Here is a 25,766-nt window from a genome sequence, read left to right as displayed (position 1 = left end):
CGCTTTAAACTGGCCACTCAACCTCAGGAACCGATACTGATGTCCAACCCGATGCCCCAACGCACCGACTACCCGCACTTCCAGCCCATCACTACCCGTTGGCATGACAACGACGCCTACGGTCACGTGAACAACGTCACCTACTACAGCTTTTTCGACACGGCGGTGAACACCTACCTGATCGAAGTCGGCGGCCTGGACATCCACGATGGTGAGGTGGTGGGTTTCGTGGTGAGTTCGGCGTGCGATTACTTTGCTTCCATCGCATTTCCTGACCGGATCGAGATCGGTCTGCGGGTAGGCAAACTGGGCAACAGCTCGGTGCAGTATGAGTTGGCGGTGTTCAAACAGGGGGAGGACGAGGCCTGTGCGGCGGGGCGCTTTGTGCATGTGTTTGTGGATCGGGCGTCAAACCAGCCGGTGGCAATTCCGGCCGGATTGCGCAACGCCCTCGAACGTCTGGCGGTTTAGTTCAGGCAAAAAAAATCGCAGCCCTGGGGCTGCGATTTTTTTACCTGCCAGCGAAACCGTTTTGGTCTCAGTGACGGTGGCGGTAGTGCTTGTGGTGGTGCTTGCGATGGCCGTAGGCATGACCGCGACCCGGGTGGCCATCACGGTAGTAACGACGATCACCACGGTCACGGTAGGAGCGATGATCATCGTCATCGTCATCGCTCTTGTTGCCCATATAGTTACCCAGCGCGCCACCGGCACCGCCGCCCGCAGCGGAACCGATCAGGCTGCCGGTGGTGCCGCCCATGCTGCGGCCGACCACGTTACCGCCTGCTGCGCCCAACGCACCGCCAATGGCGGCTTCGCCACGGCTGCGTTTGTCTGCGCCGACGGCGCTACCACCCGCGCCGCCCAGGGCCGCGCCGATAGTGGAACCGGTATTACCGCCAATTGACTGGCCGACGACCGAGCCTAGAACCCCGCCCAATGCGCCACCCACACCTGCTTCGGTGGTGCCGCCAGCAGAAGCAATGCCACTGACCAGGCCAAGGGACAACAAGAGAATCGAGGAGAACTTCATGGAGGAACCTCAAGGGGATGACGCCGCGATCCTGAGGCTGTGGCATGGGCCTGACAATCGAAATCCGACGAGTAACACGACTTGAGCACATTTCTATAAGTTGCTGTTTTTTGGGCGGAACTTAAGTGTTTTTCGCCGGTCTTTAGCTACTTCGGATAGGCCGTTTTTGTGAGAAAACGGCCTTTTTTGTGGGCGTTAGGAAAGTATTCGATTCGGAAAACGTGTTGAACATCTTACCGCTTTCGCGAGCAGGCTCGCTCCCACAGTGGGGCCGGAGCGAGTACAAATGTCTGTGCCTACAGAAGATTCAATGTGGGAGCGAGCCTGCTCGCGAAGAGGCCAGATAAAACGCCGCATTAAGCCGATTTGGCCATGATCAACCCGGTCTCACTCGCCGCTTCCAAGCGGATCGCCACGAACTTCGACGTCGGTGTATGGCTGCCGTCCCCGGTGCTTTCCAGCGGCACCAGCGGATTCACTTCCGGATAGTACGCCGCCGCTTGCCCGGCCGGGATATCAAACGCCAGCAGCGTGAAGCCTTTCACCCGACGTTCGACACCATCATCCCACAGCGACACGATGTCAGCCTTCTGCCCCGGCTTGAAGCCCAGGCGAATGATGTCGGCTTCATTCACGAACAACACATCACGCTGACCTTTCACGCCGCGATAACGGTCGTTGAGGCCATAGATCGTGGTGTTGTACTGATCATGGGAACGCATCGATTGAAGGATCAGATCGGGCAATACGCCAGTGGCGCGGGTGCGTTCGTGTACCAGATCCTTGGGCAATACGTTCGGACGGAAATTGGCCCGGCCCGACGCGGTGTTCCACTTGCGAGCCCCGGCACTGTTGCCCAGATAGAAACCGCCGGGATTCTTGATCTTCTCGTTGAAGTCCTTGAAGTTGGGAATGGTGTCGGCAATCAGGTCGCGGATGCGTCTGTAGTCCGCCACCAGCCAGTTCCAATCCACCGGGTGGCTGCCCAGCGTGGCAGCGGCGATGCCGGCAAGTATTGCCGGCTCCGAGCGCATCTGGTTCGACAGCGGCTCCAGCTGACCGTTGGAGGCATGGACCATGCTGAATGAGTCTTCGACGGTCACCGCTTGTGGACCTTCAGCTTGCCGATCGATGTCGGTCCGGCCCAGGCATGGCAGGATCAGCGCGTCTTTACCATGGGCCAGGTGGCTGCGGTTGAGCTTGGTGCTGATCTGCACGGTCAGGTCGCAATTGCTCAGGGCCTTGAAGGTCCGTGGGCTGTCAGGGGTGGCCTGGGCGAAGTTGCCGCCCAGGGCGATAAACACTTTTGCCCGACCTTCGGCCATGGCGTGAATCGCCTCGACCACGTTGTGACCGTTTTCACGGGGGACCTTGAACTGGAAGCGACGCTCCAGCGCATCGAGGAATGCCACTGGCGGGCGTTCGTTGATGCCCATGGTCCGGTCACCCTGCACGTTACTGTGGCCACGCACCGGGCACAGGCCAGCGCCTGGCCGACCGATGTTGCCGCGCAGCAGCTGCAGGTTGGCGATTTCCTGGATGGTCGCCACCGAGTGGCGATGCTGGGTGATGCCCATGGCCCAGCACATGATGACGTTCTTGCCCTTGGCGTACATGCGCGCCGCTTGCTCGATCTCAACAAGGGACAGGCCTGACTGCTCGATGATCTGCTCCCACGAGGTGTCGTCAATGGCGGCCAGGTAGTCCAGGACATTGACGCTGTGTGCGTTGAGGAAATCGTGATCGAACACCGCCTCGGTGCCAGCCTTCTGCGCATCGCGCTCCCACTGCAGCAGAAATTTGGCCATGCCGCGCAGCACCGCCATGTCACCGCCCAATGCCGGACGGAAGTACGCGGTATTGGTCGGTTTGTCGCCGTTGGTGAGCATTTCGATCGGATGTTGCGGGTGCTGGAAACGTTCCAGACCCCGTTCCTTGAGCGGGTTGATGCACACCACCTGCGCGCCGCGCTTGACCGCTTCACGCAGCGGTTCGAGCATCCGGGGGTGGTTGGTGCCCGGGTTCTGGCCCCAGACGAAAATCGCATCGGCGTGTTCGAAGTCGTCGAAGGTCACGGTGCCTTTGCCGACGCCAACACTCTGCGACAACGCAACACCGCTGGCTTCGTGGCACATGTTCGAGCAGTCGGGGAAGTTGTTGGTACCGTAGGCGCGCACAAACAACTGATAGAGGAAAGCCGCTTCGTTGCTTGCGCGCCCCGAGGTGTAGAACTCGGCTTGATCCGGGCTCGATAAACCGCGCAGGTGCTTGGCGATCAGGGCAAACGCATCGTCCCAACTGATGGGCTGGTAGCGATCGGTTTCGGCGTTGTAGCTCAACGGCTCGGTCAGGCGGCCCTGGTATTCGAGCCAGTAGTCGCTCTGCTCCAGCAGCGAAGTGACGCTGTGTCTGGCGAAGAATTTGCCATCGACACGACGTTTGGTCGCTTCCCAGTTCACCGCTTTGGCGCCGTTTTCGCAGAACGCCACGATGCCGCCTTCCAGCGAATCACCCCAGGCGCAACCGGGGCAATCGAAGCCGCCGTTCTTGTTGGTCTTGAGCATCATGCGCAGGTTTTTCAGTGCGTTGTCGCTGGTCAACCAGGCTTGGGCGACGCTGATCAGTGCGCCCCAGCCACCGGCCGGGCCTTTGTAGGGCTTGTAGCGAGGGACGGGGGTCTGGTCGGCTTGACGGTGTTGACTCACGCTTGATTCTCCAACGCTGGGCTGTAGACCCGCGGCGCATTCTTTTGTGGCAGATGGATGAGGTTGAGGTTGTGGCGACGGGCCCACTGCACGGCAAGGCCCGTGGGCGACGACAGGCTGACCAGGGTCTGGATGCCGGCGCGCAAAACTTTCTGGATCAATTCGAGGCTGCAACGGCTGGTGACAATCGCCAGCCCACCCGTGAGCGGGATGTTGCGACGGATCAGCCCGCCGATCAGTTTGTCGAGGGCGTTGTGGCGGCCGATGTCTTCACGGCCGAGCAACAACTCACCCTTGTCGTTCATGAACACCGCCGCGTGCACTGCGCCGCTGTACTGGCCCAGCGGCTGGAACGCGCCGATGCGTTGGCGCAGGCCGTCGAGCCATTCGGCGGGCGGCAATGGCGCGCCGGGTAATACCTTGAGATCTGGCAAGGCTTGCTCGACCGCTTCCACGCCGCAGAGCCCGCAACCGCTGGTGCCCGCCATTTGTCGACGCTGCAGCTTGAGGTTCCAGAAGGCGCGGTTGGCGATGGTCACTTGCGCATACTGCGCCGACCCCGAGCCGCTGAGTTGCAGGTCATAGATTTCATTGACGTCTTCGATGATGCCGCTACCCAAACTGAAACCGACGACAAAGTCTTCAAGATCGCTCGGCGTCACCAGCATGACGGCCTGGCTGATGCCGTTGTAGGCAATCGCCAACGCCACTTCCTCGGCCAACGCAGTGCTGGCCGATTCGGCGTTTTCAATGTTGCTGTAGCTGTATGTCTGGCTGGCTGCAGGCGCGGGCGTTTCGAGGGCGGGCGCCGGGCAGGAAGGGCGCTTGGGGTTCATGGCATCACCGAGGGGTTGATCAGCTTAAAGACTAGGCGCGGCAAACTGTCGCGTCTAATCGCTATTACTGATCTGCCGATAGATGCCGTCGATCAAGCACCCATCAGCGATTGCTGATAAATCGCGAAACAGGCTTCTGCCAGCGCCGAACGAGGGGCGGTACGACGCATGATCAGCCCCAGGCGGCCAAGGGTCTGGGCGTTTTCGATCGGCTGCAGGCGTAAATGATCAGTCAGGTCTTCGAGGCCACCGTCCAGTGGCATCACGGCGCAGCACAAGCCGCCATGCACAGCCTGTAACAGTTGATGCACGGCATCGGTCTGCAACAACGGCTGCGGGGTGAGCCCGCGGCTGTGGAAATTATGGTCGATGGACTGGCGAAAGTGCATGCCGCTGGTGAGCATGCCCAGCGGCAGCTCGATCAACGATTCCCAACTCAGCGGCCGCTCGCCAAAGGTAAAGAAACGTTGATCGTAAAGCAGACCCATGCGGGTTTCACTGAAAGTGAGCGAGTCAAAGTGTTCGGCATCAAGGCGTTCCAGGTACGACACACCGAGATCCAGGCGATTGTTCGCCAATTGTTCGAGGATTTGCTCGGAGCTCAGCGCCGACAATTCAAAGCGCAGGTTCGGGTGCTCTGCGTGCAGGCGTTGCAACAGCGGCAGTGGGTCGAAGCTCGACAGCGGCACCACGCCCAGACGCAAGGTGCCGACCAGATTGCCGCGACAGGCGGCCGCCTCGGCGTACAAACCGTCATAGGCCGCCAGCACCGTGCGCGCCCAGGCCAGCACCCGTTCGCCCGGAGCAGTAAAGCCTTCGAAGCGTTGTCCGCGATTGACCAGCGGCAGATCGAGTTCTTCCTCGAGGCTGCGCAGGCGCATGGACAGGGTCGGCTGGGTGATGTGACAGCGCGCGGCCGCCTGGCCGAAGTGCCGGGTTTCGTCGAGAGCGATGAGGAATTTCAGTTGCTTGATGTCCATCTTCGCTCCAGGGCGGATCCAGGGGGGGTGAGCAGGGGCGGATTCTATCGCTTGGCGCGAAGCGGCGTCATTGGTCGGTTTGAAGTCGTGTTTGGCAACCGTGGTCTAGGCTTTTGCGTCTGGACACTAATTCCCAGGGAGAGCACACGATGAGCCTGTTCAGTTTTCTTAAAGAAGCCGGTGAAAAAATCCTTGATGCGCTGACGCCGGACAAGGCCGAAGCCAACAGTGAAGCGTTGACCAAGCATGTGCAGAGCGCGCTGACGGGGATCGATACTTCCAGGATTCAGGTGAAAGTCGAGGGCGATAAGGTTATCGCCACGGGTGAAGCGGGCAGCCAGGAGGAGAAGGAAAAAATCCTGTTGGCGTTGGGCAACGTGGCCGGCGTCAGCGGTGTTGACGATCAGATCACGGTGACCGGCGCCGTGGCTCCGGCCGCGAAGTTTGTCACGGTCGAGAAGGGCGACACGCTCAGCGCGATTTCCAAGCGCGTGTATGGCGATCCGAACAAGTATCAAAAAATCTTCGAGGCCAACAAACCGCAACTCAAGCACCCGGACAAGATCTATCCGGGGCAGGTGTTGCGGATTCCCGAGTAATCTTCAAGACCGCTTTCGCGAGCAGGCTCGCTCCCACATTTGATCTGTAGCGAGCAGGCTCGCTCCCACATTTGATCTGTAGCGAGCACAGAGTGTGTGCACGACGCAGATCCATTGTGGGAGCGAGCCTGCTCGCGAATTAGGCGACTCGGTCTAAAGCCCGGCAATCAGATCCCGATAATCCTCCACCGCCGCAAATTCCGCCGTGTCCCTCGGTCCCTGGCGACTGTCCGGCTCGCTCACGGCCAACAGGTGCGACACACCAAAATCCCGCGCACTGCGCAGGATCGACAAGGTGTCGTCGATAAACAGGCTACGCGCGGGATCGAAATCGATGTCCTCCCTCAAGGCGTCCCAGAACTGCGGGTTTTCCTTGGGGAAACCATAATCGTGGGAACTGATCAAGCGCTCGAAATACGGTGCCAGTTCGATTTTTTCCAGCTTCAATGACAGTGAATCACGGTGAGCATTGGTGATCAGCACCACGCGTTTGCCGGCCTTTTTGATCGCCGCCAGAAAAGTATCCGCGTCCGGGCGCAGGGCAATCAGGTGCGCGGTTTCCAGTTTCAGTTCACGCACGGACAGCTTGAGCTCGGCACTCCAGAAATCCAGGCAATACCACTGCAACTGACCGGCGTGGCGCTCGAACAACGGTTGCAACTCAAGCTCGGCCATGGCCCGGCTGACCCCGTGCAGTTCGGCGTAACGCTGGGGCAGATGCTCCAGCCAGAAATGGTTGTCGAAGTGCAGGTCCAACAACGTGCCGTCCATGTCCAGCAGAACGGTGTCGATGTCGTGCCAGGGCAGCGGGGACATAAAAAACTTCTCCAGCGATAAAAAAGGTATCCGGGGACAACAATCAGGATAGGCCGGGTATAGTAACCCGCTATCGCTCAGGAGCCGCTCATGCGCCAGAAACCCACCATCCTCGCCCGCGAGATCGTTGCCACCAGCCGTTTATTCTGCGTCGAGGAGCTGAAACTGCGCTTTTCCAATGGTGAGGAGCGCACTTACGAGCGATTGGTCGGCAAAGGCACCGGTTATGGCGCGGTGATGATCGTGGCGATGCTCGATGCGGACCATGCGGTGCTGGTCGAGGAGTATTGCGGCGGAACCGATGAATACGAATTGTCGTTGCCCAAGGGGCTCATCGAGCCCGGCGAAGATGTGCTGGCGGCAGCAGAGCGCGAGCTCAAGGAAGAGGCCGGGTTTGGCGCGCGGCAGCTTGAGCATTTGACGGAGCTGTCGTTATCGCCCGGTTACATGAGCCAGAAAATCCAGGTGGTGCTGGCCACCGATTTGTACGAAGAGCGTCTTGAAGGTGACGAACCGGAGCCGATGGGGCTGGGCAAGGTCAACCTGCGGGAGTTGTCGGCACTGGCGCAAAACCCTCAATTTACCGAGGGCCGCGCCTTGGCGGCACTGTACCTGGCCCGTGATCTGCTGACCCAGCGTGGGGTGTTCCTGCCATGAATTTTCCCCATCCGTTGATGGCTCCGGTGGTAGAGCTGGCCTTGAAGGCTGGCGAAGCGATTTTGCCGTTCTGGCGCGTCGGCACGGCGGTGACCGCCAAGGCTGACGACTCACCCGTCACTGCCGCCGACCTGGCCGCCCATCACCTGATTGTTGCCGGCCTGATCGCGCTGGATCCGAGCATCCCGGTGTTGTCTGAAGAAGATGCCGACATTCCTCAAAGCGTACGCGCCGGATGGCAGCGCTGGTGGCTGGTGGACCCGCTGGACGGCACCAAGGAATTCATCTCCGGCAGTGAGGAGTTCACGGTCAACATTGCGTTGATCGAGCAGGGGCGCGTGGTGTTTGGCGTCGTGTCGATGCCGACCAACGGGCGCTTTTACGTGGGTGGCAGCGGGTTGGGCGCATGGCGCGGCGACAAGAACGCCGAGCCGCTGCCGATTCAGGTTCGCGAAGTGCCGCCGACGGATGCGGCGTTCACCGTGGTCGCCAGTCGCCGCCATTCCAGCCCGGAGCAGGAACGCCTGTTGGCCGGGTTGAGCGCCAGCCTGGGTGAGCTGGAACTGGCCAATATTGGCAGCTCGCTGAAGTTTTGCCTGTTGGCCGAAGGCGCGGCCGATTGTTATCCGCGCCTGGCACCGACTTCGCAGTGGGACACGGCGGCGGCGCAAGGCGTGCTGGAAGGAGCGGGCGGTGAAGTGCTGGATTTGAGCGGCGCGCCGTTTTGTTATCCGGCGCGGGAGTCGCTGTTGAATGAGTTTTTCCTGGCGTTGCCGGCGAAGGCGGCGTGGCGCGAAAAACTACTGGAACTGGCCCGTTCCTGACTTCGCGTTACCTCTGTGGCGAGGGGATTTATCCCCGTTGGGCTGCGAAGCAGCCCCCAAATGGGACTGCTGCGCAGTCCAACGGGGATAAATCCCCTCGCCACAATTAATCATTGCTTGTTCTATCTTTGTCACAGGTTTTGTGTAGGTTCTGATGTTTAGCGGTGCAGGACGTACTGCCCGACAAACCTCACCGCATCCTCATCACTGCCCGCATTCAGCACCCGCGTATGCAGCGCCAGTCGCGCCCGTCCGTAACGGTGGTAGGTGGCGAGGAATTTTTTCCACACCTGCGCGCCAGGCGCCTGGCAAATGGCGTGCGCATCGCCCGTCACCGGCAGCGGGTAGTTGATCTGCCCTTCCTGAATCACGATGTGCCCGTCCGTAATCCCTTCTTCTTTCAGACGCAAATGCAACCAGCCCCAGCCGGCCAGTACCGCGCCGCAATACAGGCTGCCGCCGAACATGGTGCTCTTGTGGTTGACGTTGGCGTCCAGCGGCAAATGCAGGCGCAGTTGCTGATCGTGCCAGTCGAGCACTTTGAGGCCCATGTCCCGCGTGAGGGGAATGTCATGGTGGAGGACGGATTCCAGTTGACGACTGTCGCGGCTCATTCAGCGGCCTCTTGTTTGGGGTGGATGATTGGACGGTGGCTCAATCGAGTTCGTCGGTCTGGCTGGAGGCTCCGCTGTCGGCGAAGTTCAGGCCGTGTTTGCGCAGTTTGTCATGCAAGGTCTTGCGCGGAATGCCGAGGGCTTCGGCAACGCTGCGCACGGAGCTATGGGAGCGTGCCAATTCGGCGGCGATCAGGGTTTTTTCGAAGTTTTCCACTTGCTCGCTCAAGCCACCGCTGACCGGTTCCACCAGGGTGCCGGCGCCGCCTTGCGACTCGCTGTTGTCCAGCGCCAGTTCCAGGCCCAGGGCGAAGCGTTCGGCGGCGTTTTGCAGTTCGCGCACGTTACCGGGCCAGGTGTGGCGCAGCAGCAGGGCGCGTTGGCCCGGTTGCAGTTCATGGGGCGGCAAGCCGTGACGGTTGCTGGCCTCATCGGCAAAATGCTGAAACAGCACCAGCGCATCTTCACCTCGCTCACGCAGCGGTGGAATGCGCAACGGCGCGACGTTCAGGCGGTAATACAAGTCGGCGCGGAAACGCCCCTGATCGGCGGCCTGCCTCAGGTCTTCCTTGGTGGCGGCGATGATGCGGATGTCCAGTGGAATCAGCTGATTTCCGCCCAGGCGTTCGACTACCCGTTCCTGCAGCAGGCGCAGCAACTTCACCTGTACGTCCAGGCTCATGCTTTCGATTTCATCGAGGAACAATGTGCCGCCGTTGGCGAATTCGAATTTGCCGATGCGCCGCTTCTGCGCACCGGTGAAGGCGCCCGGCTCATGACCGAACAACTCGCTCTCGACCACCGATTCGGCCAGCGCCCCGGCGTTGATCGCCACGAAGGGACCGTTTCGGCGGCTCGACAAATCATGCAGCGCTCGCGCCACCACTTCTTTACCGGCACCGGTTTCACCCAGGATCAGCACATCGGCCTTGGTCGCCGCCAGGGCGCCGATTTGCTCGCGCAGGCGCAGCATCGAAGGCGATTGCCCGACCAGTCGTGTGCTCAGCTCATTGCGATCGCTCAGGGCCAGGCGCAGGCTGCGGTTATCCAGCACCAAGCGGCGCAAGGCCAGGGCGCGGCGCACGCTGTCGAGCAGGGCGTCGCTGGCGAAGGGTTTTTCCAGAAAGTCATAAGCCCCGGCGCGCATGGCTTGCACGGCCAGCGGCACGTCGCCGTGACCGGTGATCAGCAACACCGGCAGCTCCGGGTCCTGAGCGTGGAGTTCGGTCAGCAGTTCGATTCCGTCCATGCCGGGCATGCGAATGTCGCTGACCACCACCCCCGGCCAGTCGCGTTCCAGTTGCCCGGCCAGGCCCTTGGCCTCGGCCAGCGGCAGAATTTTCAAGCCGGCCAGATCGAGGGTCTGGCTCAGGGCCTGGCGCAGGTGGGGATCATCGTCGATCAACACGACCTGAATTCGATTGTCGATGGTCATGCACTTCGGTCCTCGGACGGTTGCAGGCTCACACCCGGCGCGCCTGCGCGCAGTTTCAGGGTAATCAGGGCGCCGCCCTCCTTGTGGTTGGCGAACAACAGTTCACCCCCGAAGGCGCGCATCAGGGTCTCGCAGATCGCCAGTCCCAATCCAAGCCCCTGGGTGCGGGTCTTGGTGGTGTAGAAAGGTTCGCTGGCGCGACCAAGGGCCTCCATGCAGAAGCCGGGGCCATTGTCGCGAATGTACAGGTTGACGCCATCGGCACTGGATTGGGCACTCAGCCAGAGTTTACGTGGCGGGCCTTTTTCCGTCAGGGCGTCCAGGGCGTTGGCCAGCAGATTGCCGAGCACTTGGCGCAGGCGGGTTTCCCCGGCTTCGACCCACAAGGTCGCGGCGGGCAAATCCCGGATCAGTTCGACTTCCATGCTGCGCCGGCGCTTGGCCAGCAAGGCCAGGGCGTCGTCCAGCGCCGGTTGCAGGGCGACGCTTTCCGGGGCGTGGCGATCGCGGCGGGCAAAGGCGCGCAGATGCGCAATGATTGAGGCCATGCGCCCGGTCAGTTCGCTGATCAGCTTGAGATTGCCGCGGGCATCGTCGGTGCGCTGATGGTCGAGCAACACTTCGGCGTTTTCCGCGTAGCTGCGGATGGCGGCCAGCGGTTGGTTGAGCTCGTGGCTGATGCTCGCCGACATCGTTCCCAATGCCGACAGTTTGCCGGCCTGCACCAGATCATCCTGGGCGCGTACCAGTTCTTGCTGGGCTTGCTCGCGCTCCAGCACTTCCTGTTTGAGACGACGGTTGAGGCCTTCCAGATCGCTGGTGCGTTCGGCGACCCGCCCCTCCAGTTCACGCCTGGCTTTGCCTTCGAAGGCTATTCGATCAAGGTAATGACGGCGGCGCTGCATCATCAGGCCGAGCAGCAGCATCACCACCAACAACGTCGCGCCACCAACGGCGACCACCGTGCGTACCGGACGGTCGATCAAGGTGCGAGGCGCGAGGATGCTGACATTCCAGCCGGTTTCTGCGATGGCCTGGGTCTGGGTCAGCCAGGCATCGGGATTGAGATTCAACGGCTTCGGATCGCGGGTTGGATAGGGTTGGATCGCGATGATGGCTTTACGCTCGTCTTCACTCAACGGACGGGTCGAGCGGAAGCGCCATTCAGGTCGTGAGGTGAGAATGACCACGCCGTTGTGATCGGTCAGCAACAGCTGTTCCGGGGTTTTCCCCCAGAGGCTTTCGGTGTGGTCGAGGTCGACCTTGACCACCAGCACGCCGATGATTTTCTCGCCCTGGCGCACGGCCGCGGCGAAGAAGTAGCCGCGCTTGGCGGACGTAGTGCCGAGCCCGAAGAATCGCCCCAGCCGCCCGGCCATGGCTTCGCTGAAGTACGGCCGGAACGAAAAATTGCGCCCGACGAAACTGTCGTGCTTGTCCCAGTTGGAGGCCGCCAGGGTCTTGCCCGTGGTGTCCATCAGGTACATGACTTCGGCACCGGTCTGGGAGCTGATGTTTTTCAGCAGGCGGTTGGCATTGCCCTGGGTGACACCATCGTCCGGCGCACCAAGAACGGCGCGCAGGGCCGGCAGATCGCCGAGGATCTGCGGCAGCACTTCATAACGGTGCAGGGTGCCCAGCAGGTTGGCGACGTAGAGGTCGAGGGTCTGGCGGTTCTGCCCGGCCAGTTCGCTGCGGTAGTAGCGCTCGGCCAGATGCTCCAGCGGCCACAACAACGGCGCCAGGCACAGCGCGAGCAGGGCCAGGCTGCGCCAGCGGGGTCTGCGGGGGAGGGTCGGAGTCATGAGCATCGAGCGCCTGTGGGTATGGGCACATTATGCCTAGGCTTGCGGGCGCAGTCTGCGAGCCGTTGATGACCGACGGTTGTTCGTCAGGCTGGTGAAAGGGGGGTTGCGTATCGGCCCGCGCAGTGGCGATATAGGCGCCTAATAAATTTAACACCTTCCTTGAAGAGGTCTGTTTCATGCCGCTCGCCACGTTGATTCATCGCGCCAGTTTGCCCAGTCCGCAAGTCTCTGCGGAGCAAGCGCTTGAGCTGTTGCAGGAGCATTACGGGCTGGGCGGCAGGTTGCAGGCCCTGGGCAGTCAGCAGGATTTGAACTACCGCGTCGACAGCGATCAGGGGCGTTTCGTCCTGAAAATCTGCCGGGGCGATTATTCGGCGCTGGAGTTGCAGGCTCAACATGCCGGGCTCAAGCATTTGGGCGGACACCCCGACGTACAGGTGCCGCGAGTGATCCCGGCAAAAAACGGTGCGGACCTGTTGTCTCTGGACGTCAGTGGCCAAGCGGTGCATGTGCGCCTGCTGGATTACATCGAAGGCCAGTCCCTGACGCACCTCGATCATTTCAACCGCACGGTGGTGGCGGGTTTCGGTCGCCTGTGCGGCGAGATGGACCTGGCGTTGGCGCAATTCGACCATCCGGGGCTGGTGCGCACCCTGCAGTGGGACGCGCGCCATGCCCAGGCACTGATCGCGCATTTGTTGCCAGTCATCCAGGATGACGCTCAACGTCGATTGATCGCCGAAGCGGCGGAGCAAGCCGAGCGTCACTTGCAGCCCTTGGTGGACAAGTTGCCGATCCAGGCCATCCATATGGACATCACTGACGACAACGTCGTGTGGCAGCGCGACTCAGCGCGCCAATGGCAGTTGCAGGGCGTGATCGATTTCGGGGATCTGATCCGCACTTGGCGCATCACCGATCTGTCGGTCACCTGCGCGGCATTGCTGCACCACGCCGATGGCGACCCGTTCTGCATTCTGCCGGCGGTACAGGCCTATCACGCGGTCAATCCCTTGCAGCATGAAGAGCTGCTGGCACTGTGGCCGTTAATCGTCGCTCGTGCGGCAGTGTTGGTGCTCAGCGGTGAGCAGCAGGTCAGCATCGATCCGGGTAACGCCTACAGTCGCGACAACCTGACTCACGAATGGGAAATTTTCCGCGTGGCGACCTCGGTGCCGTTGGCGCTGATGGAGGCCGCGATCCTGACCGCTGTCGGGCAGAATCTGCCAGGCATAGCCGGTGACGGTTTTGCACCGCTGCTGCCGAGCCTGGTGGGACGTGAGTTTGCCTTGATCGACCTGGGTGTACTCAGCCCGCATTTCGAGGCTGGTAACTGGGAGCAGGTGGGTGTCGATCAACGCCTGCTGGACGAAGCGGCCGTGGCCCACGGCCTGGCGGCCAGCCGTTACGGCCAATACCGTCTGTCCCGCACCCGGCCGGATGACGCCAACGAGCCGGACACTTGTCCGTTGCACGTCGAGTTGCGCGTGCCCCATGGCACGGCGGTCGAGGCGCCGTTCGCCGGGGTGGTGCACCAGCCGTTGCCGGGTGTGCTGCAACTGGATGGCCCGCAATTGAGCGTGCGTCTGTGGGGCGTGACACCGTCACTGAATGCAGGCGCCGCGTTAGTCAAAGGTCAGGTGTTGGGGGCCGTCAGTGGACCCCTGCTCGTGCAACTGTGCCGTGGTGCGTCGTTCACGGCGCCCTTGTTCTGCACACCGACCCGCGCGCCGGCCTGGCAAACGTTGTGCCCGTCACCGGCGGCGCTCCTGGGGCTGGCTTGCGATGCCGAAGAAGAACTCGATGCGCAAACCTTGCTGGCCCGTCGTGATGCCAGTTTCGCCCGTACGCAAAAACACTATTACGTCGATCCGCCGCGAATCGAGCGTGGCTGGCGCAACCACCTGATCGACATGCAGGGCCGCTCGTACCTCGACATGCTCAACAACGTCGCGGTGCTCGGCCACGGTCATCCGCGCATGGCCGCGGTCGCCAGCCGCCAATGGTCGCTGCTCAACACCAACTCGCGGTTCAATTACGCCGCCGTGGCTGAGTTTTCCGAGCGCTTGCTGAAGCTGGCGCCGGACTCCATGGATCGCGTGTTCCTGGTCAACAGCGGCAGTGAGGCCAATGACCTGGCGATCCGTCTGGCCTGGGCCTACAGCGGCGGCCGCGACATTGTCAGCGTGCTGGAGGCCTATCACGGCTGGACCGTGGGCGCGGATGCGGTGTCGACCTCGATTGCCGACAACCCCAAGGCGTTGGAAAGCCGCCCGGACTGGGTGCATCCGGTCACTGCACCGAACACCTATCGCGGTGAATTCCGTGGGCCGGACAGCGCGCCGGACTACGTGCGCAGCGTCGAACACAACCTGGCGAAAATCGCCGAGCAGAAACGCCAACTGGCCGGTTTCATCTGCGAGCCGGTGTACGGCAATGCCGGTGGTATCTCGCTGCCACCGGGTTATCTGAAACAGGTTTACGAAAGGGTCCGCGCCCAGGGCGGTGTATGCATTGCCGACGAAGTACAGGTGGGCTACGGACGCATGGGCCATTTCTTCTGGGGCTTCGAAGAGCAAGGCGTGGTGCCGGACATCATCACCATGGCCAAGGGCATGGGCAACGGCCAGCCACTGGGCGCGGTGATCACCCGTCGGGAAATCGCCGAAGCGCTGGAGGCCGAGGGCTATTTCTTCTCCTCGGCGGGGGGCAGTCCGGTCAGTTGCCAGATCGGCATGGCAGTACTGGATGTGATGGAGGAAGAAAAACTGTGGGAAAACGCCCAGGTCGTGGGCGGGTATTTCAAGGAGCGACTCGAAGCGCTGATCGATATTCATCCGCTGGTGGGCGCGGTGCATGGTTCCGGGTTTTATCTGGGCGTGGAGCTGATCCGCAATCGCGAAACATTGGAACCGGCGACCGAGGAAACCACTGCCCTGTGCGATCGCTTGCGCGACCTTGGCATTTTCATGCAACCGACGGGTGATTACCTGAACGTACTCAAGATCAAGCCGCCGATGGTGACATCGCGTCGGAGCGTGGATTTCTTTGTGGACATGCTCTCGAAGGTGCTCGCCGAAGACCTGTAAACATTTACCCCTTGTGGGAGCGAGCCTGCTCGCGAAGGCGATCGTTCAGTCGGTATTGAGGTTGGCTGGTACGACGCTTTCGCGAGCAGGCTCGCTCCCACATTTGTTTTGCGATATTAATTCGATTGTTATCGGGTTTAAGAGCGTAATTTTTGACAAGAGGCAGATTAATAGCTTCAAAAGCCGATTTTTATCGGTTATAAAGTCGCCACTGCCAGGGCGCGGATAAGCCATGCCCGACCGTCAAGCACTTGCCCGGAGATGATTCATGAGCCGTATCGTTACCGTTGCCGCCACCCAGATGGCCTGTTCCTGGGACCTTGAAGGCAACATCGAGGTCGCTGAAAGACTGGTCCGTGAAGCCGCTGCCAACGGCGCGCAGATCATCCTGATCCAGGAACTGTTCGAGGCGCCGTACTTCTGCCAGAAGCCGAATCCGGATTACCTGCAACTGGCTACGACCGTGGAAGACAACGTTGCCATCAAGCACTTCCAGAAAGTCGCCAAGGAACTGCAAGTGGTGCTGCCGATCAGCTTCTACGAACTGGCGGGCCGTGCGCGTTTCAACAGCATCGCGATCATCGACGCCGACGGCAGCAACCTCGGGATTTATCGGAAAAGCCACATCCCGGACGGCCCTGGCTACCACGAAAAGTATTACTTCAACCCAGGCGATACCGGCTTCAAGGTCTGGAACACCCGCTACGCGAAAATCGGCGTGGGCATCTGCTGGGACCAGTGGTTTCCGGAGGCGGCGCGCAGCATGGCGCTGCAGGGCGCGGAAATCCTGTTCTACCCGACCGCCATCGGCAGCGAGCCCCACGACAAGACCATTTCGTCCCGCGATCACTGGCAACGCGTGCAACAGGGCCACGCCGGCGCTAACCTGATGCCGCTGATCGCCAGTAACCGCATCGGCAATGAAGAACAAGACGGCTACGACATTACCTTTTATGGTTCGTCGTTCATCGCCAACCAGTTCGGCGAGAAGGTGCAGGAACTCAATGAAACCGAAGAAGGCATTCTGGTTCACACCTTCGACCTCGACCAACTGGAACACATCCGTAGCGCGTGGGGCTCGTTCCGTGACCGTCGTCCGAACTTGTACGGCGCGCTGAAAACCCTCGACGGAACCCTGGAGTCCTGATCGACATGACCACTTTGAAAAGCACCCCTCGCGCAGACGGCTTCTACATGCCGGCCGAGTGGGCACCCCAGACCCAGACCTGGATGATCTGGCCCGAGCGTCCGGACAACTGGCGCCTGGGCGGCAAACCGGCGCAAGCCGCGCACGTGGCAGTGGCCAAGGCCATCGCGCGTTTTGAACCGGTCACCGTGGCGGTCTCCGCGGGCCAATACGAAAACGCCCGTGCCCGTCTCGACGTGCCGAATATCCGCGTGGTCGAGATGTCCAGCGACGACGCCTGGGTCCGGGATACCGGCCCGACGTTCGTCATCAATAACAGCGGCGAAGTCCGTGGCGTGAACTGGGATTTCAATTCCTGGGGCGGTTTCGACGGTGGCCTGTATTCACCGTGGAACCGTGATTCGCAGGTGGGCGGCAAAATCCTCGAGATCGAGCGCAGCCCGCGCTACCGCACCGAGGGCTTCGTGCTCGAAGGCGGCTCGATCCACGTCGATGGCGAAGGGACGCTGATCACCACCGAAGAATGCCTGCTCAACCGCAATCGCAATCCGCACCTGAACCGCGCGGAAATCGAAGCGGTGCTCAAAGACAATCTGGCTGTGGATAAGATCATCTGGCTGCCGGACGGTTTGTTCAACGACGAAACCGACGGCCATGTGGATAACTTCTGCTGCTACGTGCGTCCGGGTGAAGTGCTGCTGGCGTGGACCGACGACCCGCAGGACCCGAACTACCCGCGTTGCCAGGCGGCCATGAAGGTGCTGCAAAGCAGCACGGACGCCAAGGGTCGCCCGTTCACGGTGCACAAGATGCCGATTCCGGGGCCGCTGTACGCGACCGAAGAAGAATGCGCGGGTGTCGACCCCGTGGATGGCACCCAGGAACGTAATCCATCGGTGCGTCTGGCCGGTTCCTACGTGAACTTCCTGATCGTCAACGGCGGCATCATCGCGCCGAGTTTCGATGACCCACTGGATGGTCCCGCCAAGGAAATCCTGCAGACGCTGTTCCCGCAGCACGAAGTGGTGATGGTACCTGGCCGCGAACTGTTACTGGGTGGCGGTAACATTCACTGCCTTACCCAACAGCAGCCTGCGCCGCACAAGGAGTGAGTGACCTCGTAACAGCTTGAGTTGATTGCCAAATCATTCACGCAAACGTTTTCGCTCGTGACCTCGCACAGAGCCCGCGGCCTTTCAGGATTGCGGGCTTTTTTGTATCCGCTTATCGACACTCCAGACACATTGGCATAGCTCTTGTATCTCTCATGAGGCAACTCGGGGAGGGGGAGAACTGCGATGTTCTGTCATAAACCTTGGATAAGTTAGCCGCTCACAAACCAGGAGAGAGCGCTGAAATGAACGCCGAAGTGAATGTGGTGAGCGAGCGGGCGTTGCATCCCCTGGCAGTCAATGGCGAATCGCTCCAGATCCTGGCGCACTGGTTCAAGTCCAATGGAACGCGTCCGATCAGCGAGACTGATCCGCGCCGGACGATGATCGAGCGCTACCCCGCTGGTTTATTCAGCGAAGCGGAACTGGATGCGTTGTGGGATGTGATGGAAGGATAAGAAGAAAAACAACGGATTGATAAAACAAAAGCGCTGCCGGGATGGCAGCGCTTTTTTTATGGGCGAGCATATTTTGTGATCAATGAGGATCAAATGTGGGAGCGAGCCTGCTCGCGAATGCGGTGTGTCAGCCACCATCGATGTCGACTGACCCACCGCTTTCGCGAGCAGGCTCGCTCCCACAGGGTTATGCAGTAGTTTTAGAAACTGTAGGTTCCAGTGACCACCACGCTACGCGGCTCCCCCGGCTGTATCTGTGCCGCACTGGTCGCCGAGGAGTAATACGTCTTGTCGGTGATGTTGTTCAGCGCTGCGCGCAAATCCCAATCCTTGTGCCGGAACCCGGTCAATGCGTCCCAGCGCCCATAACCCGGCAGGACCGTGGTGTTGAGGTTATCGGCATAACGGTCGCCCACCAGGGTCAATCCGGTCTCGGCGTACCAGCCCATTTCCGGTTTCCAGGTCAGGAACAGGCTGCCGTTGTGCTTGGCCACGTTACTGATGCGCTTGCCTTCAAAGCCGTTGTTGTCCTTTTCGACTGTTGCGTCCTGCACGCCCACGCCGCCGCGCACGTACCAGTTGCCGGTGATCTTGCCGGTGGCGGTCAGCTCGATCCCGCGTGAACGTTGCAGGCCGGAGAGCAGGGTGATGGTCGGGTTGTTCGGGTCGCTGGTGCGGCGGTTGTACAGTTCCAGTTCGTAGATCGCCAGTGTGGTGCTCAGGCGATCGTCCAGCCAGTCGCTCTTCACGCCGATTTCTTTCTGCCGGGTCAGCTCGGGACTGAGGTCGTTGGTGTTACCCGCGGCGCCCGGCGTGATGCCAATCAAACCACCGCCGACCGGCGAGAACGTCTTCGACCAGGATGCATAGAAGGAATGATTCTCCAACGGCGTCCAGACCAGTCCTACACGCGGGCTGGTGCTGTGGCTGTCGCGGTCTTCGGAAATGCCCCGCAGCTTGTTGGTCGATTCGATGTCAAACGTGTCGTAGCGCAAACCGGCGAGCAATTGCCATTGATCGTTCAGTTGCAGCTGATCCTGTACATACACCGCGCGGCTTTCGACCTCGGTGTGTGAGCTGCTGGAAACCTGCATGCGCCCGGTGTGGCGCAAATCGCGATTGGGGTTGTTGAGGTCCAGCGACGGTACAGGCGAGCTGCCCGGTCCGTTGGTGGCGGCGGTGTACAAGGTCGGATCGCGCCGCTGGCTGCCGATCTCGATCCCGGTCAGCAGGCGATGCTCCAGGCCGAAGGTATCGAAGCCGCCTTCCAGCTCAACGTTGTTGTAGACGTTGCGGGTGGTCAGGTCCTGCTGCCAGCGCTGGCGCGTGACCCGATTGGTCGCCGGGGTATAGCCGGTCAGGTAGGTGTTGTCGAAATCGCTGTTGAGCTTGAACACACCCAGGGTCTGGCGCAGCTGCCAGTTGTCGCTGAGTTCATAGGTGAGTTTCGAACGCAGGGATTGCGACTTGTCATCGATGAAATCGTGTTCGCTGCCGTAGGTCGTATCGCGGTCTACATCCGCTGGCCGGCCGTTTACCCCGGGAATACCGCGATCCGGCGTACGGTTATAGCGGCTGTATTCGTACTGCACCAGCCAGTTCAGGTCGGGAGTCAGTTGCCAGCTCATCGACGGCGCGAACAATTGGCGATTGCCGCTCACACCATCGCGAAAGCTGTTCTGGTCCATGTTGCCCATGTTCAGGCGAAGGCTGATGTTCTCGGAAGGGTCGGTGCTGAGGTCGGCGTAGAGGCTACGCAAATCGTCGCTGCCACCCTGTGCTTCGAGGGTTGAGCGGCGGCCGAATTCCGGCAGCTTGCTCACCCGGTTGACGATCCCGCCCTGGCTGCCACGGCCGTACAACACGGCGGCCGGCCCCTTGAGCACGTCAATGCGTTCGATGTTGTGCAAGTCGCGCACGTACTGGCTGTCGTCGCGGATGCCATCGAGATAAAAGTCGTTGCTGGCGTCAAAACCGCGGATGCGCAGGCTGTCGAAGCGGGTGTCAGCACCGCTGCTGACGTTGGGAATGCCACTGAGGGCGGTGCCCAGATCGTTGGTGCCGTAATCGACGACGTTCGCGGTTTTGATCGAGTCGATGGCTTGTGGCACGTAGCGCACCGGCGTGTTGGTGCGGGTCGCGGTGTTGGTTTCTTTCACGCGCGGGTCATCGGCCTCGGCTTCGGCGCTGATGGCGGTGGCGGGTAAAGTGGTAGGTGAAGCGTAGGAAAAACCGGCAGACAGCAAAGCAGAAAGCCCAAGACTGCAGGGCAAAACGCGAAAAGGGGCAGGCATTGAAAAACGCATCCGTAGGATTTTTAGGGGGCAGCTGAAGCGGTGCAAATGGTAATGCTTGCTATTTACTTCTGTTAATTATTCTTTATTGGTTCCCCTGATGGATTGTTTCTAATTGTGTCTATTTTGTTACTTTCAGCTCGATGCTGGGTGATTCAACGGTTGAATAAACGGAAGGGAATTGAATGATTCTGCCGCGTAGAGTCATTTCTTAGACGATTTTCGCCTAATTCCAGACGATTCATGAAATTGACACATCGTTAAGGGCACGGCTACGATTCGGCCAACGCCTGTGGCAGACCGCCATGACCCTAAAATAATAAAAAGGCCCGCCGCGAGTGATCGTGGGCGGGCTTTTTTGTTTGCGGAATGAAAAAAGAGCGCGATAGTGCCGTTTCAGCCGTTCGACACAGCGCGTTTCAACCCGTAATAAGGAAAATAAAATGTTGAACAAGCGAATCAGCCTGATCGCTCTGGGGATTTTGAGCGCTTCACAGGCCATGGCTAACGACCAGGCCGAATCCAAGGGATTTGTCGAAGACAGCAGCCTCAAAGTGCTGCTGCGCAACGCCTACATGAACCGTGATTTCAAAGATGGCCGGGACGATAAAGCCGAGTGGGGCCAAGCGGCTATCGGCACGTTCTCGTCCGGTTTCACCCAAGGTACCGTGGGCGTGGGCGTGGATGCCTTCGGTCTGTACGCACTGCGTCTGGACGGTGGCAAGGGCAAAAGCGGCGCACAAGGCATCGACTTTTTTAAACAAGGTGACAGCGGCAGCGCAGCTGACGACCTTGCCAAAGCTGGCGCCGCCGTCAAGTTCCGTCTGTCCAGCACCACGCTGACCTACGGCGACCAGATGCCGGCCCTGCCGGTGCTGAGCTACGACACTGTGCGTCTGCTGCCGGAAAGCTACACCGGCACCCTGATCACCTCCAAGGAGATCAAGGGCCTGGAGCTGAACGCCGGTCGCTTCACCGCCGAATCGCGTAAAAGCGCTGAAGGCCACGACAGCGGTGGCCTGAAGTCGATCAACGTGTTGGGCGGCAGCTACCAGTTCACCGAACAGTTCAAGGCTTCCCTGTACGCCTCCGACGTCGAAGACGTGCTGAAGAAGCAATACGTGAACGCCAACTATGTGTTCCCGCTGGCCAAGGATCAGTCCCTGACCCTGGACTTCAACGGCTACCGCACCAAGCTGGACAGTTCCTATGTTGAAGACGTCGGTGCTACAGGCGACGACAACAAAATCTGGAGCCTGGCTGCGATCTACGCCACCGGCCCGCACTCGTTCACCCTCGGCTACCAGCGCAGCACCGGCGACAGCAACCTGGGCTACCCGTACGGTGGCTACCAGAAAGATCAGAACCGCGTCGGCGACGGTGGCAACACCATCTACCTGGCCAACTCCTACTGGTCCGACTTCAACGCCGAAGACGAACGCAGCTGGCAACTGGGCTACGGCCTGGACTTCAGCACCTTCGGTGTTCCGGGCCTGAGCTACAACTTCGCCTATGTGCGCGGTGACAACATCACCACGTCCACCAGCGAGGGCGGTACCGAGCGTGAAATCTTCAACCAGTTCAAGTACGTCGTGCAAAGCGGCCCGGCCAAAGACCTGAGCGTAAAACTGCGTAGCTCCATCCTGCGCGTGTCGCAGAAATCGAGCGAATACAACGTCAGCGGTAACGAAGTGCGTGTGTTCGTGGATTACCCGATCAACATTTTCTGATGATCGGTTGCGTTATCGAGGCCTGATTCAAGGCCGGGAAAAAACAAGCCCCGACTGGTTCGGGGCTTTTTTATGGGCGCTGCAGGCTCTGGTCTGCGCCTCAGGAGCAATTCAATGGTCTACCGCCGTCACGGTTTTCACCTTGGATGATCGAAATGAGCATTCTTGTTGATTGAATTGCGCAAAATGAGGCAATGCCCTAAGATTATTTTGACTGAACTAATCATTGCATGATCAGTTCAGTCAGTTTCGAGGTGATACACGTCTTACCAAACAATTATAAAAGGAGACCCTCGTGGCCCAGATTCCTATCAAGCGCACCATTGAACGCATCCCCGGCGGCATGATGATCGTGCCCCTGCTGATCGGCTCGCTGGTCGCAACCTTCACGCCTGACACCCCCAAGTTTTTCGGTTCTTTCACCAACGCGTTGTTCACCGGTGCATTGCCCATTCTGGCGGTGTTCTACGTGTGCATGGGCGCGAGCATCAATATCAAGGCCACGCCTTATTTGCTCAAGAAGGGCGGTACGCTGCTCATCACCAAAGTCGGCATCGCCATGCTGCTGGGCATCGTGCTCGGGCAATTCCTGGGTGAGCAGCCAATTTCGTCAGGACTGTTCGCCGGCATTTCCACACTGGCGGTGGTCGCTGCGATGAACGACACCAATGGCGGCTTGTATATGGCGTTGATGGGGCAGTACGGCCGCTCCGAAGATGTCGGTGCCTATTCGGTGATGTCGCTGGAGTCGGGGCCCTTTCTGACGATGGTTACGCTGGGCATTGCCGGTCTGTCAGCCTTTCCCTGGCCGACGCTGGTGGGCAGCATCCTGCCGCTGGCCCTCGGCATGTTGCTGGGCAACCTCGACCGTGACATGCGTGACTTCCTGGCCAAGGCCGTGCCGGTGATGATCCCGTTCTTCGCCCTGGCCCTTGGTGCGAGTCTGGATCTGCATAACGTATGGCAAGCCGGTTTGTTGGGCCTCGCCATGGGTGTCGCGGTTGTCGTGCTGACCGGTATCCCGCTGTTTTTTGCTGATCGTTTGACCGGTGGCACTGGTGTCGCGGGTGTTGCGGCAGCCACCACTGCCGGGAATGCCGCCGCCGTACCTGCGCTGATTGCAGCGGCAAACCCGGTCTACGCCGAGGCGGCCAAGAGCGCGACCATACTGGTAGCCGCCTGCGTTGTGGTGACCGCGATCCTGGCGCCGATACTCACCGCTGCCGTCGCCAAACGCGTGCAGCAGCGCAACGCCGCCGTGGTCCCCGAGCCGGACCTCAAACCGCAAAAGCGGGAAGCCTTGCGATGAGTATTCTGATCATCGCCGACGATCTGTCCGGCGCGGCGGATTGCGCCATCGGCTTTGCCAGTGTCGGGCTGCAGACCGTAGTGACGCTCGACGCCTTGAACGATCAGCCGGATGCGCAGGTAATCGCCGCCGATACCGACACGCGACGCCTGTCGCCCGAGCAGGCAGCCGAGCGCACTGTCGCGGCGTTCAAGGCGCTGCGTAAACCCGGGCAGCGGTTGTACAAGAAAATCGATTCGACCTTGCGCGGTAACTGGGCGGCGGAAGTCGCCGCCCTGCAACCGTTGGCGGGGCTGGCCATCGTCGCCCCGGCATTCCCCGCCACCGGGCGCACGCTGCGCGGCGGTCGGGTATTCGTGAACGGCCAGCCGCTGGAGACCACCGATACCTGGAAGCTGGAAAACGCCGACCGCCCGGCGGATGTCGAAGCCATGCTCGTCGCCACCGGCCTGAGTACCGCAAAACTGGACCTCTATACCCTGCGCGGCGACCCGGATGCACTCGCGCATTATTTCGCCGAACTCGCCCGAAGTAATACGCAGGCAGTGATCGTCGATGCACAGACCGAAGACGATTTGCTGACCCTGGCGCGTTTGACCGCGACACTGGACCAAGCACTGTTCTGGATTGGCTCGGGTGGTCTGGCGCGGGAAATCGCCCAACTGCCCGACTTTTTCCATACATCGAATCAGCGTATCGAAAGCACCGATAGCGAGAAAAATCCGGCGTCGACTCTAGTAATGGTTGGCAGCCTCTCCGGCGTCTGTGAGCGGCAATGCACGGTATTGAAAACGCAGGCTGGACTGAGCGAATTGATCGTTCCGCCCGCCGTTCTGCGCCAAGGCAGCCAGCATCCAGACTGGGCGACCTGGCAGGCCCGCATCGGCGAACAGCTCGAAGGCTGGAGTGACCTTCTGCTGCGCATCGGCCGCGACGAAGCGTTCGACCCGCAAGAAGGGGCGCACCTTTCAACGATGCTGGCTGAGATGGTCGAACCGCACTTCGCCAAGGTTGGCGGCCTGATCGCCACGGGCGGCGAGACGGCGCGAGCCATTCTGACCACCGTCGGCATCGACAGCCTGCAACTGCTGGCGGAAGTCGAAGCGGGCGTGGCTTTCGGTCGGCCCAGCGCCTCCCGCCACGGCTATCGCCCGGCAATCATTACCAAGGCAGGCGCGTTCGGCACCGACCGCGCCTTGTATGCGGCATGGCGACACTTGAGCGACATCAACGATCGCTCCCAGCTCCAACGCCCACGAATCCAGGGACTCGAATGAACACTATGAGCAACTACCTCCCCATCATTGGCATCACCATGGGCGACGCTTCGGGTGTCGGTCCGGAAATCATCGTCAAGAGCCTGACCCACGACATCGTCTACCAACAGTGCCGGCCGCTGGTGATCGGCGATGCGCGACGCCTGGAGCAGGCCAATGTGATCGTCGGCGGCAGCGCCAAAGTGCGCCGCATCGAAGACGCCTCCCAGGCGCGCTACGAGGCCGGCACCATCGACTGCATCGACCTCGACCTGATCCCCGATGACTTGCCCTTCGGCGAGCTGTCGCCCATTGCCGGGGACGCCGCCTATCAGTACATCGCCCGCGCCGTGGAGCTGGCCGAGGCCAAGCAGATCGACGCGATCTGCACCGCGCCACTGAACAAGGAAGCGCTGCACGCCGGCGGTCACAAGTACCCTGGTCACACCGAAATGCTCGCGCACCTGACCCACGTCGACGAAGTGTCGATGATGCTGGTGGCGCCGCAGCTGCGGGTGATCCACGTCACGACCCACATCGGCATCATCGACGCGATCCGCAAAATCGAGCCGGGTCTGGTCCAGCGCACCATCGAGCGCGGCAACGCCACATTGATCAAGGCCGGCATCGCCCGCCCGCGAATTGGCGTGTGCGGGATCAACCCGCATGCCGGTGAAAACGGCCTGTTCGGTTATGGCGAAGAGGAAGAAAAAATCATCCCGGCGGTGAAGCTGCTGCAGGAACGCGGTCTCGACGTGACCGGCCCGTTGCCGGCCGACACGCTGTTCTTCCGCGCCGGACGCGGCGACTTCGACCTGGTGGTGGCGATGTATCACGACCAGGGCCATGGCCCGGTCAAAGTGCTGGGGCTGGAAGCCGGGGTGAACGTGACCGTGGGCCTGGAAGTGATCCGTACCTCGGTCGACCACGGCACCGCCTTCGATATCGCCGGCAAGGGCATCGCCGATGAACGCAGCCTGCTCGAAGCACTGCGTCAGGGTGCGGAGCTGGCCACGCGACGGGGATGAGCGGCGGCGGCGCTGTCGTGTAAGATCGACCACCGT

The 25,766-nt window shown here is 60.8% G+C and carries 21 protein-coding genes; 12 read left to right on the top strand and 9 right to left on the bottom strand.

Annotated elements, in window-relative coordinates; translation table 11 throughout:
- Positions 1-39: 39 nt before the first annotated feature.
- Positions 40-471, top strand: coding sequence for a thioesterase family protein (locus tag CKW21_RS02115; protein WP_095192368.1), 432 nt, complete (start codon positions 40-42; stop codon positions 469-471).
- 67 nt (positions 472-538) lie between these two features.
- Here CKW21_RS02115 and CKW21_RS02110 read toward each other — a convergent pair whose 3' ends face one another.
- From CKW21_RS02110 to CKW21_RS02095, 4 genes are all read right to left on the bottom strand, one after another.
- A complete protein-coding gene (locus CKW21_RS02110) occupies positions 539-1,033 on the bottom strand; it encodes a glycine zipper domain-containing protein (protein ID WP_095192367.1) in 495 nt (164 codons plus the stop codon).
- A gap of 356 nt (positions 1,034-1,389) precedes the next feature.
- Positions 1,390-3,738, bottom strand: coding sequence for an FdhF/YdeP family oxidoreductase (locus CKW21_RS02105; RefSeq protein WP_095192366.1), 2,349 nt, complete (start codon positions 3,736-3,738; stop codon positions 1,390-1,392).
- On the bottom strand, positions 3,735-4,574 hold the full coding sequence (fdhD, locus tag CKW21_RS02100) for a formate dehydrogenase accessory sulfurtransferase FdhD (RefSeq protein WP_095192365.1): 840 nt from the start codon (positions 4,572-4,574) through the stop codon (positions 3,735-3,737). Before fdhD ends, CKW21_RS02105 begins: the two co-directional genes overlap by 4 nt.
- A 92-nt stretch (positions 4,575-4,666) precedes the next feature.
- Positions 4,667-5,554: a LysR family transcriptional regulator gene (locus tag CKW21_RS02095; protein ID WP_095192364.1), complete on the bottom strand. Its 888-nt coding sequence runs from the start codon at positions 5,552-5,554 to the stop codon at positions 4,667-4,669.
- A 149-nt stretch (positions 5,555-5,703) separates the two neighbouring features.
- Between CKW21_RS02095 and lysM the strand changes: the two genes are divergently transcribed.
- Positions 5,704-6,153 carry a peptidoglycan-binding protein LysM gene (gene lysM / locus CKW21_RS02090; protein ID WP_095192363.1) on the top strand — a complete coding sequence of 150 codons (450 nt, stop codon included), beginning with the start codon at positions 5,704-5,706 and terminating at the stop codon, positions 6,151-6,153.
- A gap of 153 nt (positions 6,154-6,306) precedes the next feature.
- Here lysM and yrfG read toward each other — a convergent pair whose 3' ends face one another.
- Positions 6,307-6,969, bottom strand: a complete 663-nt coding sequence (gene yrfG, locus CKW21_RS02085) for a GMP/IMP nucleotidase (protein WP_095192362.1) — start codon at positions 6,967-6,969, stop codon at positions 6,307-6,309.
- Positions 6,970-7,059: 90 nt separating this feature from the next.
- On the opposite strand from yrfG, the gene nudE reads away from it, so the two are divergent.
- Positions 7,060-7,626: an ADP compounds hydrolase NudE gene (gene nudE, locus CKW21_RS02080; protein WP_095192361.1), complete on the top strand. Its 567-nt coding sequence runs from the start codon at positions 7,060-7,062 to the stop codon at positions 7,624-7,626.
- On the top strand, positions 7,623-8,450 hold the full coding sequence (cysQ, locus tag CKW21_RS02075) for a 3'(2'),5'-bisphosphate nucleotidase CysQ (protein ID WP_095192360.1): 828 nt from the start codon (positions 7,623-7,625) through the stop codon (positions 8,448-8,450). The genes nudE and cysQ overlap by 4 nt, the downstream gene beginning before the upstream one ends.
- Before the next feature lie 158 nt (positions 8,451-8,608).
- Here the strand turns inward: cysQ and CKW21_RS02070 are convergent, their stop codons facing one another.
- The 3 genes from CKW21_RS02070 to CKW21_RS02060 are packed head-to-tail and all read right to left on the bottom strand — an operon-like array spanning position 8,609 to position 12,304.
- Positions 8,609-9,064 carry a YiiD C-terminal domain-containing protein gene (locus tag CKW21_RS02070; protein WP_095192359.1) on the bottom strand — a complete coding sequence of 152 codons (456 nt, stop codon included), beginning with the start codon at positions 9,062-9,064 and terminating at the stop codon, positions 8,609-8,611.
- A gap of 40 nt (positions 9,065-9,104) precedes the next feature.
- Positions 9,105-10,499, bottom strand: coding sequence for a sigma-54 dependent transcriptional regulator (locus CKW21_RS02065; protein ID WP_095192358.1), 1,395 nt, complete (start codon positions 10,497-10,499; stop codon positions 9,105-9,107).
- A complete protein-coding gene (locus CKW21_RS02060; RefSeq protein ID WP_095192357.1) occupies positions 10,496-12,304 on the bottom strand; it encodes an ATP-binding protein in 1,809 nt (602 codons plus the stop codon). The genes CKW21_RS02065 and CKW21_RS02060 overlap by 4 nt, the downstream gene beginning before the upstream one ends.
- Positions 12,305-12,483: 179 nt before the next feature.
- Here CKW21_RS02060 and CKW21_RS02055 point away from each other — a divergent pair, with 179 nt between their 5' ends.
- From CKW21_RS02055 to CKW21_RS02040, 4 genes are all read left to right on the top strand, one after another.
- Positions 12,484-15,396: an aminotransferase gene (locus tag CKW21_RS02055; protein WP_095192356.1), complete on the top strand. Its 2,913-nt coding sequence runs from the start codon at positions 12,484-12,486 to the stop codon at positions 15,394-15,396.
- Positions 15,397-15,664: 268 nt separating this feature from the next.
- Positions 15,665-16,543: an N-carbamoylputrescine amidase gene (gene aguB / locus CKW21_RS02050; RefSeq protein WP_095192355.1), complete on the top strand. Its 879-nt coding sequence runs from the start codon at positions 15,665-15,667 to the stop codon at positions 16,541-16,543.
- Positions 16,544-16,548: 5 nt separating this feature from the next.
- A complete protein-coding gene (gene aguA, locus CKW21_RS02045; protein ID WP_095192354.1) occupies positions 16,549-17,655 on the top strand; it encodes an agmatine deiminase in 1,107 nt (368 codons plus the stop codon).
- A 245-nt stretch (positions 17,656-17,900) separates the two neighbouring features.
- Positions 17,901-18,113 carry a hypothetical protein gene (locus tag CKW21_RS02040; protein ID WP_095192353.1) on the top strand — a complete coding sequence of 71 codons (213 nt, stop codon included), beginning with the start codon at positions 17,901-17,903 and terminating at the stop codon, positions 18,111-18,113.
- A 200-nt stretch (positions 18,114-18,313) separates the two neighbouring features.
- Here the strand turns inward: CKW21_RS02040 and CKW21_RS02035 are convergent, their stop codons facing one another.
- Positions 18,314-20,407 carry a TonB-dependent siderophore receptor gene (locus tag CKW21_RS02035; RefSeq protein ID WP_095192352.1) on the bottom strand — a complete coding sequence of 698 codons (2,094 nt, stop codon included), beginning with the start codon at positions 20,405-20,407 and terminating at the stop codon, positions 18,314-18,316.
- Between the two features lie 443 nt (positions 20,408-20,850).
- On the opposite strand from CKW21_RS02035, the gene CKW21_RS02030 reads away from it, so the two are divergent.
- From CKW21_RS02030 to pdxA, 4 genes are all read left to right on the top strand, one after another.
- Positions 20,851-22,137 carry an OprD family porin gene (locus tag CKW21_RS02030; protein ID WP_095192351.1) on the top strand — a complete coding sequence of 429 codons (1,287 nt, stop codon included), beginning with the start codon at positions 20,851-20,853 and terminating at the stop codon, positions 22,135-22,137.
- 295 nt (positions 22,138-22,432) lie between these two features.
- Complete coding sequence (locus tag CKW21_RS02025; protein WP_095192350.1) at positions 22,433-23,446, top strand: 2-keto-3-deoxygluconate permease; 1,014 nt, start codon at positions 22,433-22,435, stop codon at positions 23,444-23,446.
- A complete protein-coding gene (locus CKW21_RS02020) occupies positions 23,443-24,723 on the top strand; it encodes a four-carbon acid sugar kinase family protein (protein WP_095192349.1) in 1,281 nt (426 codons plus the stop codon). Before CKW21_RS02025 ends, CKW21_RS02020 begins: the two co-directional genes overlap by 4 nt.
- 5 nt (positions 24,724-24,728) lie before the next feature.
- On the top strand, positions 24,729-25,730 hold the full coding sequence (pdxA, locus tag CKW21_RS02015; protein WP_095192348.1) for a 4-hydroxythreonine-4-phosphate dehydrogenase PdxA: 1,002 nt from the start codon (positions 24,729-24,731) through the stop codon (positions 25,728-25,730).
- The last annotated feature ends 36 nt before the right edge of the window (positions 25,731-25,766 follow it).

The organism is Pseudomonas sp. Irchel 3A7 (assembly GCF_900187565.1).
Classification (GTDB): Bacteria; Pseudomonadota; Gammaproteobacteria; order Pseudomonadales; family Pseudomonadaceae; genus Aquipseudomonas.
This window is presented reverse-complemented; position numbering and strand designations above follow the sequence as displayed.

Coding starts and splice junctions, on each gene's coding strand:
- CKW21_RS02115 (WP_095192368.1), top strand. CDS start 40: ATGTCCAACCCGATGCCCCAACGCACCGACTACCCGCACTTCCAGCCC.
- CKW21_RS02110 (WP_095192367.1), bottom strand. CDS start 1,033: ATGAAGTTCTCCTCGATTCTCTTGTTGTCCCTTGGCCTGGTCAGTGGC.
- fdhD (WP_095192365.1), bottom strand. CDS start 4,574: ATGAACCCCAAGCGCCCTTCCTGCCCGGCGCCCGCCCTCGAAACGCCC.
- CKW21_RS02095 (WP_095192364.1), bottom strand. CDS start 5,554: ATGGACATCAAGCAACTGAAATTCCTCATCGCTCTCGACGAAACCCGG.
- lysM (WP_095192363.1), top strand. CDS start 5,704: ATGAGCCTGTTCAGTTTTCTTAAAGAAGCCGGTGAAAAAATCCTTGAT.
- yrfG (WP_095192362.1), bottom strand. CDS start 6,969: ATGTCCCCGCTGCCCTGGCACGACATCGACACCGTTCTGCTGGACATG.
- nudE (WP_095192361.1), top strand. CDS start 7,060: ATGCGCCAGAAACCCACCATCCTCGCCCGCGAGATCGTTGCCACCAGC.
- cysQ (WP_095192360.1), top strand. CDS start 7,623: ATGAATTTTCCCCATCCGTTGATGGCTCCGGTGGTAGAGCTGGCCTTG.
- CKW21_RS02070 (WP_095192359.1), bottom strand. CDS start 9,064: ATGAGCCGCGACAGTCGTCAACTGGAATCCGTCCTCCACCATGACATT.
- CKW21_RS02065 (WP_095192358.1), bottom strand. CDS start 10,499: ATGACCATCGACAATCGAATTCAGGTCGTGTTGATCGACGATGATCCC.
- CKW21_RS02060 (WP_095192357.1), bottom strand. CDS start 12,304: ATGACTCCGACCCTCCCCCGCAGACCCCGCTGGCGCAGCCTGGCCCTG.
- CKW21_RS02055 (WP_095192356.1), top strand. CDS start 12,484: ATGCCGCTCGCCACGTTGATTCATCGCGCCAGTTTGCCCAGTCCGCAA.
- aguB (WP_095192355.1), top strand. CDS start 15,665: ATGAGCCGTATCGTTACCGTTGCCGCCACCCAGATGGCCTGTTCCTGG.
- aguA (WP_095192354.1), top strand. CDS start 16,549: ATGACCACTTTGAAAAGCACCCCTCGCGCAGACGGCTTCTACATGCCG.
- CKW21_RS02040 (WP_095192353.1), top strand. CDS start 17,901: ATGAACGCCGAAGTGAATGTGGTGAGCGAGCGGGCGTTGCATCCCCTG.
- CKW21_RS02035 (WP_095192352.1), bottom strand. CDS start 20,407: ATGCCTGCCCCTTTTCGCGTTTTGCCCTGCAGTCTTGGGCTTTCTGCT.
- CKW21_RS02030 (WP_095192351.1), top strand. CDS start 20,851: ATGTTGAACAAGCGAATCAGCCTGATCGCTCTGGGGATTTTGAGCGCT.
- CKW21_RS02020 (WP_095192349.1), top strand. CDS start 23,443: ATGAGTATTCTGATCATCGCCGACGATCTGTCCGGCGCGGCGGATTGC.
- pdxA (WP_095192348.1), top strand. CDS start 24,729: ATGAGCAACTACCTCCCCATCATTGGCATCACCATGGGCGACGCTTCG.